Origin of the sequence: Sulfitobacter sp. HI0129, assembly GCF_001635395.1 — a bacterium.
GTDB lineage: Bacteria > Pseudomonadota > Alphaproteobacteria > Rhodobacterales > Rhodobacteraceae > Sulfitobacter.
On sequence record NZ_LWGH01000864.1, the window covers coordinates 1 to 9309 of the forward strand.

At 65.4% G+C, this 9309-nt stretch carries 8 protein-coding genes and 1 pseudogene; 1 reads left to right on the forward strand and 8 read right to left on the reverse strand.

All coding sequences use genetic code 11. The features are described from left to right. Positions 1 to 227: pseudogene (locus A3764_RS20280) on the reverse strand (NAD(P)-dependent oxidoreductase); the annotation flags it as partial. A gap of 89 nt (positions 228 to 316) precedes the next feature. Here A3764_RS20280 and A3764_RS20285 point away from each other — a divergent pair. Then, positions 317 to 1228, forward strand: coding sequence for a glutaminase (locus A3764_RS20285; protein WP_067923915.1), 912 nt, complete (start codon positions 317 to 319; stop codon positions 1226 to 1228). Between the two features lie 77 nt (positions 1229 to 1305). Here A3764_RS20285 and mraY read toward each other — a convergent pair whose 3' ends face one another. The 7 genes from mraY to mraZ are packed head-to-tail and all read right to left on the reverse strand — an operon-like array spanning position 1306 to position 8959. Continuing rightward, positions 1306 to 2388: a phospho-N-acetylmuramoyl-pentapeptide-transferase gene (gene mraY / locus A3764_RS20290; protein ID WP_067923912.1), complete on the reverse strand. Its 1083-nt coding sequence runs from the start codon at positions 2386 to 2388 to the stop codon at positions 1306 to 1308. A 16-nt stretch (positions 2389 to 2404) separates the two neighbouring features. Continuing rightward, positions 2405 to 3853, reverse strand: a complete 1449-nt coding sequence (locus tag A3764_RS20295; RefSeq protein ID WP_067952029.1) for a UDP-N-acetylmuramoyl-tripeptide--D-alanyl-D-alanine ligase — start codon at positions 3851 to 3853, stop codon at positions 2405 to 2407. Next, complete coding sequence (locus tag A3764_RS20300; protein ID WP_067924614.1) at positions 3850 to 5331, reverse strand: UDP-N-acetylmuramoyl-L-alanyl-D-glutamate--2,6-diaminopimelate ligase; 1482 nt, start codon at positions 5329 to 5331, stop codon at positions 3850 to 3852. The genes A3764_RS20295 and A3764_RS20300 overlap by 4 nt, the downstream gene beginning before the upstream one ends. A 14-nt stretch (positions 5332 to 5345) precedes the next feature. After that, a complete protein-coding gene (locus tag A3764_RS20305) occupies positions 5346 to 7133 on the reverse strand; it encodes a peptidoglycan D,D-transpeptidase FtsI family protein (RefSeq protein WP_067924612.1) in 1788 nt (595 codons plus the stop codon). Then, a complete protein-coding gene (gene ftsL / locus A3764_RS20310) occupies positions 7130 to 7486 on the reverse strand; it encodes a cell division protein FtsL (protein ID WP_067924607.1) in 357 nt (118 codons plus the stop codon). Before ftsL ends, A3764_RS20305 begins: the two co-directional genes overlap by 4 nt. 4 nt (positions 7487 to 7490) lie before the next feature. Next, a complete protein-coding gene (gene rsmH, locus A3764_RS20315) occupies positions 7491 to 8471 on the reverse strand; it encodes a 16S rRNA (cytosine(1402)-N(4))-methyltransferase RsmH (protein ID WP_067928331.1) in 981 nt (326 codons plus the stop codon). Next, the gene (mraZ, locus tag A3764_RS20320) at positions 8468 to 8959 is read right to left on the reverse strand and encodes a division/cell wall cluster transcriptional repressor MraZ (RefSeq protein WP_067928328.1); all 492 of its coding nucleotides are present in this window, start codon (positions 8957 to 8959) and stop codon (positions 8468 to 8470) included. The genes rsmH and mraZ overlap by 4 nt, the downstream gene beginning before the upstream one ends. Positions 8960 to 9309 lie beyond the last annotated feature (350 nt).

The following is a 9309-nucleotide window of genomic DNA, read 5'->3' on the forward strand; positions in this document are numbered from 1 at the left end:
ATGCCCGGGCTCACGATCAGGCGCGCGACCTTGTCGAAAACGCCCGCCTCGTGCAGGTCGCGACAGGTCAGCCCCTCCGCCTCGGCGCGGGCGCGTGCGGCGGGTTTGTCATCCCAGCAGAGCGGTTTCGCGCCCCCGGCGGCCAGCGCCCGCGCCGTGCTCAGCCCCGACCGGCCCAACCCGAGAACCGCGACCCGCGCGCCTTCCAAACCCTGTACGGGAATCATCGCACCCCTCCGTTCCGCCCGACGGCCTGCTTGCCGTTTCACGTAAAATATGCCCAAAGCGCCCCTATCACAGACAGGAGCGAAGCCAAATGCCGAATCTTGCCGCCACGTTGTCCAAGCTGACCGATGAGGTCCGGCAGCGCGACGACTGGGGCGCGGTGGCTTCCTATATCCCGGAACTGGCGGGTATCGATCCACGCCAGTTCGGCATCGCCGTCGTGCTGGCGGACGGCAGCGTGTATGAAGCGGGCGATGCGCAGACGCCGTTTTCCGTCCAGTCGATCACCAAGGTCTTCACCCTAGCCATAGCGCTCGGCCGGTCGGGCGATCAGCTCTGGCACAGGGTGGGCCGGGAACCTTCCGGTCGGGCCTTCAATTCGATCGTCCAGCTCGAGCAGGAACAGGGCCGCCCCCGCAACCCCTTCATCAACGCGGGCGCCATCGTCACCACGGACGAGGTGCTGGGCAGCCGCCCCCCGCGCGAAGCCCTGGCCGAGATCGTGCAATTCGTCCGCAATGCCGCCGGCAACGACAATATCCATATCAACGAGGCTGTCGCCGCCTCGGAAACCGCCTTCGGGCACCGTAACTTCGCCCTTGCCCATTTCCTCGCGTCCTTCGACAACCTCAAGAACGCGCCGGAACTGACGCTGGGCACCTATTTCCACCATTGCGCGCTGGAGATGACGGTGCGGGATCTCGCCATGGCGGGCCGCTTTCTGGTGGATGCACCGGGCCTACCCCGGCTGGTCGCCCCCAGCCGGATCCGCCGCCTCAACGCGCTGATGATGACCTGTGGCCACTACGACGGTTCGGGCGATTTCGCCTATCGGGTGGGTCTGCCCGGAAAATCGGGCGTGGGGGGCGGCATCCTCGCCATCGTGCCGAACCGCGCCAGCATCGCTGTCTGGTCGCCCGGCCTCAACCGCTATGGCAATTCCGCCATGGGCACCGAAGCGTTGGCTCAGTTGACCCGGCAGATGGACTGGTCTGTGTTCTGACCCACCGCTTCCTTCCAAATGGCGTCAAATCCCGGGGAGCGCGAGGGGCTGGCCCCTCGCCCACGGGCCGCCCTGCCTTAACGCACCTTCAGCGTCGCCAATCCGATCATCGCGAGGATGAGCGAGATGATCCAGAACCGGATCACGATCTGCGGCTCCGCCCATCCCTTCTTTTCATAATGATGATGGATGGGCGCCATCAGGAAGACCCGCTTGCCGGTACGCTTGAAGTAGAGCACCTGGATGATGACCGACAGCGCCTCCACCACGAAAAGACCGCCCACCACCGCCAGCACCAGTTCGTGCTTGGTGCCCACCGCGATGGCGCCCAGCGCGCCGCCCAACGCCAGTGAGCCGGTGTCGCCCATGAAGACGGCAGCGGGCGGTGCGTTGTACCACAAAAAGCCCAACCCGCCCCCGAAAAGGCCGGCGGTGAAGATGAAGATCTCCCCCGTTCCCGGGACGTAGTGCACATCGAGGTATTCGGTGAAGTCGACCCGCCCCACCGCATAGGCGATCACGCCCAGCGCGCCTGCGGCGATCATCACCGGCATGATGGCCAATCCGTCCAGCCCGTCTGTCAGGTTCACCGCATTGGCCGCGCCGACGATGACGAACATTGCGAAGGGGACAAAGAAGATACCGAGGTTGATCAACGTATCCTTGAAGACCGGCAGAGCGAGTTGATAGCGCAGGGCGTCCGGGTGCAACTGGGCCGCCCAGAAGGCCGCGATGCCCGCGATGGTAAAGCCGATCGCGAGCCGCAGCTTGCCCGAAACGCCGTTCACGTTCTGCTTGCTGACCTTGGCATAATCATCGGCAAAACCGATGGCTGCGAAGGACATGGTCACGAAGAGGGTGATCCAGACGAAACCGTTGTCGAGCCGCGCCCAGAGCAGGGTGGAGGTCAGCAGCGCCCCCACAATAAGCAGCCCGCCCATGGTCGGCGTGCCGGCCTTGACGAAATGCCCTTCCGGGCCGTCGTCGCGGATGGGCTGCCCCTTGCCCTGCGATTTGCGCAGCACGTTGATCAGCGGCCTGCCGAACAGGAATCCAAAGATCAGCGCGGTAAAGAATGCGCCCCCAGCCCGGAAGGTGATGTAGCGAAAAAGATTGAAAAAATCGCCACCATCCGACAGCAGGGTCAACCAATAGAGCATTCAGGGGAGTCCTTACTCAAGATCTGGGGGTCTCAGCGGTGTCGACCGGATGGCCCATTTTGCGGATCGCGTCAACGACAAGCCCCAGTTTCATGCTGAGCGAGCCCTTGGCGAGCACAACATCGCCGGCGTCGAGACGCCCGCGAATACCGTCGGCCATTTCCTCGGCGCTCTCCGTCCAATCGCCGCGCAGTTGTTCCGGCAGCAGATCGTACAGCGCCTTCATCAGCGGCCCTACGCAGTGGATCACGTCTAGTCTGGCGGTGGCATCGAGATACGCGAGCCCCGCGTGCAGCGCCACGGCATCGGGCCCCAACTCCTTCATGTCACCCAGAAAGGCGATCCGCCGCCCCCGTGCGACCCGTCCGATCCCGTCGGCGGGCTCCGTCCCGGCCAGCACGTCCAGTGCTGCCGCCATGGAGGTCGGGTTCGCGTTATAGCTGTCGTCGATCAGCTGCAGGGTCAGATGCGTCTCGACCGGGTCGAGGATGATGGTCTCGCGCTGGCCGCGTCCCGCATAGGGCTGCCACCGGCCGAGCGACTGGGCGGCCAGCGCGCGGTCCGCGCCCAGGGCCTCCGCCGCAGCCATGGCGGCCAGCCCGTTCATGGCGAAATGGCGTCCCGGCGTGGCGATCTTGAACAAAAGCGGGCTGCCTTCGACATCGGCCTGAACGATGGTCGCTTCGGGCTGCACCGTGACCTCGCCCAGGCGGTAGTGATGGGCGTGGACGCCGAATTCGACATCCCGCAGCCGCCGGTCGACCGCCTTGGCCATCAGGATGGCGGCATGTTCGATATCGGCGTTGATCACCGCGACGCCGCCGGGTTCCATCCCGTCGAAGATCGCCGCCTTTTCCACCGCGATCCCGGTAATGTCGTCGAAAGCCTCCAGATGCGCGGCGGCCACCGTGGTCACGACCCCTACATGCGGACGCGCGAGCCTGGAGAGAGGCGCGATTTCGCCGGGGTGGTTCATGCCGATCTCGATGATCGCAAATTCGGTATCTTCGGGCATGCGTGCGAGGGTCAGCGGCACGCCCCAGTGGTTGTTGTAGCTGGCCACACTGGCATGGGTGCGCCCCTGATCCGACAGGATCGTCAGCAGCATTTCCTTGGTGGAGGTCTTGCCCACGCTGCCCGTCACCGCGACGACGCGGGCGGCAGTGCGCGCCCGGGCGGCGCTTCCAAGGTCTTCCAGCCCGCGCAGGACATCGGGCACGATCAAGAGCGGCGCGTCCTCGGATACGCCATCAGGAACATGGGAGACGAGCGCGGCTGCGGCGCCTTTTTCAAGCGCCTGTGCTACGAATTCATGCCCGTCCCGCTGGGCCGCGAGCGCCACGAAGAGATCTCCCGGCGCGAGGGTCCGGGTATCGATGGAAACGCCGTGGCAGGACCATGCGGGTCCCCGCGCCTCTCCGCCGGTTGCCGCGCGGGCGGTTTCCTGCGTCCAGAGCGCGGTCATGTCAACTTTCCTTCCAGCGCGGCCACCGAAATGCTGGCCTGTTCGGCATCGTCGAAGGGCAGGATGTCATCGCCGATGATCTGCCCGGTTTCGTGGCCCTTTCCGGCGATGAGCAGAGCATCGCCCGGCCCGATCATGCTGACTCCGCGCAGGATCGCTTCGGCCCGGTCGCCCACCTCCAGCGCGCCGGGTGCCCCGGCCAGCACGGCGGCACGGATGGCGGCGGGGTCCTCGCTGCGGGGGTTGTCGTCCGTCACGATGACGGCATCGGCATGTTCGGTCGCTGCAGCACCCATCAGGGGGCGTTTGGCGCGGTCCCTGTCGCCGCCCGCCCCCACGATGGCCACCAGCCGGCCCATCACATGCGGGCGCATCGCCGCAAGTGCCGTGGAAACGGCATCCGGCGTATGGGCATAGTCGACAAAGACCGCCCCGCCGCCGTCCCTTGTGGCGGCAAGCTGCATGCGCCCGCGCACGGTCTTGAGATGGGGAAACGTGTCAAAGACATCCTGCGGCTCCGCCCCGCAGGCGATGGCAAGGCCCGCGGCCACCAGCACGTTGTCGGCCTGAAACCCGCCGATCAGTTCGAGCCGTTTCTGATAGCTGCGGCCACGGTAGACAAAGCGCAGGTCCTGCCCCGTCTCGTCAAAGCGCTGGCCCGTCAGATGCAGGTCGCCCCCGTCACGGCCCACGGTCAGCACGCTGCAGCCCCGCGCCTTGGAAACGGCGACCAAATCGACCCCGCGCGCGTCGTCGATGTTGATCACGGCTGTACCGTCCTCCGGCAGAACGCGGGCGAAAAGGCCCGCCTTGGCGTCGAAATAGGCTTCGAAGCTTTCGTGATAATCCAGATGATCCTGCGAAAAGTTCGTGAACCCCGCCGCGCGCAGGGTGACCCCGTCCAGCCGCCGCTGGTCGAGCCCGTGGCTCGACGCCTCCATCGCCGCATGGGTGATGCCCTGCCCCGCCGCTTCGGCCAGCACCCGGTGCAAGGTCAGCGGCTCGGGCGTGGTGTGCGACAGGGGTGCTGTCCATGCGCCCTCCACCCCGGTGGTGCCGAGGTTCACCGCCGCGTAGCCCAGTTCGATCCAGATCTGGCGCAGAAAGCTGGAAACGGAGGTCTTGCCATTGGTGCCGGTCACGGCGGCCATGGTCGCGGGCTGTGCCCCGTACCATAGGGCCGCGGCCCGGGTGAGCGCCTCCCTCGGGGCATCTGTCACGACAAGGGCCGCGTCCGAGTCGGCCAGCGCCTCTGCGGCGATGATCACGCCTTCAGCATCGGTGAGCACGGCGGCGGCGCCCTGCGCCAGTGCCTGCGCGGTGAAGGCCGCGCCATGCTGAACCGTACCCGGCATCGCCGCGAAGAGAAAACCGGCCTGCACGGCACGGCTATCGACGGCGATTCCGGTGATTTGCGGGTTGGCCCCGCGCGCGGCAGTCAGGCCAAGCGCGGAAAGGGAAACGGCCCGTTTATCCATGGGGGAAGACTTTTTCAGTTGCTGCCTGTCAGCGTTAACACAGCCTCTTCCGCAGGTACAACTGTCGGCCGTAGCCCCAGAAGCGGCGCGACCCGGCGGATCATCTCTGCCGCGACGGGCACCGCCGTCCAGCCTGCCGTCCGCCGCGGTTTGGAGCCTGACGTCTCCACCGGCTCGTCCAGCGTGACGATCAGCACGTACTCGGGATCATGGGCCGGAAAGATGCTGGCGAAGGTGGCGATCACCTTGTCCTCGTAATATCCGCCGCGCGGCTTTGGTTTGTCTGCGGTGCCGGTTTTGCCGCCCACGTGATAGCCGGGCACTTCGCCGAAGCTGGCCGTGCCGTCGCTCACGACCTTGCGCAGCATCATCCGGGAATCGCGCGCAGCCCGTTCGGACATGACGCGCGGGCCGGGTTTCACGCCGTCCTGCTTCAGCAGGGTCGGCGTCACCCGCCGCCCGCCGTTGGCGATGGCGGCATATCCCGCCGCGAGGTGCATGGGACTGGTCGAAAGACCGTGCCCGTAGGAAATGGTCACGCTGCTCAACTCGGTCCAGCGCTTGGGCAAGAGCGGCTTGCCGCCCGCCGCCTCGACGATCTCGAATGGGGTCGCCTCGAAGAAGCCCATGTTGCGCAGGAATTCCTGCTGCCGCTCGATCCCGATATCGAGCGCGAGCCGCCCGGTCCCCCGGTTGGAGGAATGCACGATGATATCGGCAACGCTGAGCTTGCCGTAATTCTTGTTGCGGAATTCACCGATACTAAACCCGCCCACTTTCATCGGGCCCGCCGTTTCGATGATCGTATCGGCGTTCACAAGGCCCAGATCGATGGCCTGCGCGGCAGTGAAGATCTTGAAGGTGGAGCCAAGTTCATAGACCCCCTGCACCGCCCGGTTGAACAAAGGGCTGTCCGACGGATCGCCCGACGTTGCCGGGCGCGGCCTGTCGTTGGGATCGAAGCTGGGCAGCGACACCACGCTGATGACCTCGCCCGTCTTGGCGTTCATCAGGACGCTGGTCGCACCCTTCGCGTTGAGCAGTTTCATCCCGCCATAGAGAACCCGTTCCGCCGCGGCCTGCACCGTCAGGTCGAGCGAGAGTTCAAGCGGCTTGGCCCCGTTGGCCGGGTCACGCAGATAGCTGTCGAAATACTTTTCCACCCCGGCCACGCCGATCACCTCGGCGGCGCGCACGCCTTCCTTGCCGAAACTGGCGCCGCCCAGCACATGTGCCGCCAGCGTGCCGTTGGGATAAAGCCGCATGTCGCGGGGCGCGAAAAGCAGGCCGGGATCGCCGATGTCGTGAACGGCCTGCATCTGCTCGGGGCTGATTTTCTTCTTGATCCACAGGAACTTGCGCTTGCCCGTGAAATCCTTGATCAGCCGGTCTTCCTTCAGGTCGGGGAAGACCTTGACCAATCCTTTGGCGGCGGCCACCGGGTCGACCATGTGACGCGGCTGGGCATAGAGCGCGTGGGTCTCAAGGTTGGTCGCCAGAATGTTGCCGTGGCGATCGACGATATCGGCACGGGTCGCCGAGATGACCGATCCGGGCGCCTGTGCGCGCGGCTCCGTCGGTTCGGACGTGGCGAGCAGACCCATCCGTGCGCCCACCACCGCAAAGGCACAGAAAAAGAACACCCCCATGACCAACAGGCGCCCCTCGGCGCGCTGACGGGCAGCATCGCGCATCTGCTCGTGCCGGATGCGCTTGTTCTCGCGCTCGATGGCGTCGGGGTTTTCGCCTTTCTGGCGGGCGTCGAGAATACGGGCGAGCGGGCGCAGCGGGGTGCGGATCATAGCGGGTCTTCCTCGTCTGCATTCATCGTGGACACGTCAACCGGATCGGTGATCGTCAGCGGTGGCGGGGCGGGATAGATGATCTGGTCCACAAGGCCGAACTGATCGGGATGCAGGGGCAGCAGGCCGAGGCGTTCGAAATTCAGTTCCGCCAGATCGCGCAGCCGGTCGGGGCGGTTCTGATAGGCCCATTCCGCGCGCAGCACGGCAAGGCGGGCATGGGCATCGCGGATGTTGGCGTGCAACCGGTCCGCGTCGCTCAGCGCCTGCTGGGTGGCGTAATTCTCACGGTAGGCCCAGAAGGCCAGCCCGATGACGCCAAGGGCGGTGAGAATGTACAAAACGGCTCGCATGGTCTCAGATCCCCCTGACCTGTGGCATTCCGATGGATGACGCCTCGACGGTGCCCGAAGGCGCGTCGGTGCGGGTGGCGATGCGCAGCTTGGCCGAGCGGGCGCGCGGGTTGCGCTCCTGCTCCTGCGCGTCGGGTGCTATGGCCTTGCGCCGTTCAAGCCGGAAGCGCGGCGCCTCCGGTTCGCGTTCGGGGGCAAAACGGTTCGCGTTGCCGCCCCCGCCGGAGCGCGCGGTGAGGAAGCGCTTGACCATGCGGTCCTCTACCGAATGGAAGGTCACCACCGCAAGCTGGCCGCCCGGTTTCAACGCCCGCTCGGCCGCCATGAGACCGCCGAACAATTCCTCGTATTCGTCATTCACGGCAATGCGCAGAGCCTGAAAGCTGCGGGTTGCGGGGTGGCTCTGCCCCGGTTTCTGGCGCGGCAGACAGCCTTCCACCAGTTCGGCGAGCTGCAGGGTGCGGGTGATCGGCGCGTCTTCCCGCGCGCGGACGATGGCACGGGCGATGCGCCGGCTCGCCCGCTCTTCGCCGTAGTGAAAAAGAATATCCGCCAGCGCCTCTTCCTCCGCGCCGTTCACCAGATCGGCAGCCGATGGCCCTTCCTGGCTCATCCGCATGTCGAGCGGGCCGTCGCGCATGAAGGAAAAGCCGCGTTCGGCCCGGTCAAGCTGCATGGAGGAAACGCCGAGGTCCAGAACGACCCCGTCGAGGTCCGATCCCTGTTCGTCCAGCCTGGAAAACACGCCGCGGCGCATGTCGATCCGGTCGCCATAGGCATCGGCCCAGTCGCTGGCCATCTCGAAGGCCAGCGGATCGCGGTCCACCGCGATGACCCGCGCGGCACCGGCCTCCAGCAGGCCACGGGTATAGCCGCCCGCGCCAAAGGTGCCGTCCAGCCAGATGCCCTCGATGGGTGCACAATAGCGCAGGATCGGTTCCAGAAGGACGGGAACATGGTCGCCCGTCTGGTCCGCCGAAGTCATAGATCATCCAGATAGAGAGAGGGATCGACATCGGGATCGAAGTCTTCGTCCGCGTCCGCCTCGGCCGCGACGTGGGCCGCATAGGTTTCGGGCTTCCACATCTGGAAGGTATCGCCCGAAGCGCCGACGAAGACCGTCCCGTCGAGCCCGATCTTTTCACGCAGCTTGGCCGGCAGCACGATGCGGCCGGTTTCATCGATTGTCATGTCCAGCGCCTGCTGGGAATAGAGCCGTTCCATGGCCTTGCGCTTGGGAGAGGCACGGGGGTGACGCTCGATCTTCTCGTCGACCTCGTCCATCGCCTCGATCGTGAATGCCTCAAGGTAGTCGCGGCGTTCGTCCCCGTATACGAGGATGAAGCGCGCCAGATTGCCATTGTTGAAGTCGGGATCGCAGGCTTCGACCACGCGGCGGAAGTTGGCCGGGATCGAAACCCTGCCCTTCGCGTCGACCTTCAGGTCGCCTTCGCCTCTGAACCTGCGTGCCACGTTCGGCTGTTCCCTTTGCCCGTTACAATCGGGCTTTGTGCGTTCCCCAGGTCCGAAAATGAAAAACGGCGGGTTGATCTGCTGCCACTGATCAACCCGCCGCCTTTGTCCCGCAGCTTGCGGGTAAGTCCGATCGCACGCGCCACCTGGGGGGATGTTGCCGCTCGCGCGCCGGATCTTCTGGTCTGATGAAAGCGAGGTGCCTGTATGAACCTGCTAGAGTTTTATTGGTCTGTGGGGTCGTTTGGTGCCCCGTGTCCCGTTCTCATCTGATGGACTATGGATGCCATGGGAATTCATGGGCGTCTACCGATATCTGAGCGGGGATAGGGCAAAACAGGTTCTGCACA

Bases quoted from the DNA above. Each gene is read 5' to 3' on its own strand.
- A3764_RS20285 (WP_067923915.1), top strand. From the start codon at position 317: ATGCCGAATCTTGCCGCCACGTTGTCCAAGCTGACCGATGAGGTCCGG.
- rsmH (WP_067928331.1), bottom strand. From the start codon at position 8,471: ATGACTTCGGCGGACCAGACGGGCGACCATGTTCCCGTCCTTCTGGAA.
- A3764_RS20305 (WP_067924612.1), bottom strand. From the start codon at position 7,133: ATGATCCGCACCCCGCTGCGCCCGCTCGCCCGTATTCTCGACGCCCGC.
- A3764_RS20300 (WP_067924614.1), bottom strand. From the start codon at position 5,331: ATGGATAAACGGGCCGTTTCCCTTTCCGCGCTTGGCCTGACTGCCGCG.
- ftsL (WP_067924607.1), bottom strand. From the start codon at position 7,486: ATGCGAGCCGTTTTGTACATTCTCACCGCCCTTGGCGTCATCGGGCTG.
- mraY (WP_067923912.1), bottom strand. From the start codon at position 2,388: ATGCTCTATTGGTTGACCCTGCTGTCGGATGGTGGCGATTTTTTCAAT.
- A3764_RS20295 (WP_067952029.1), bottom strand. From the start codon at position 3,853: ATGACCGCGCTCTGGACGCAGGAAACCGCCCGCGCGGCAACCGGCGGA.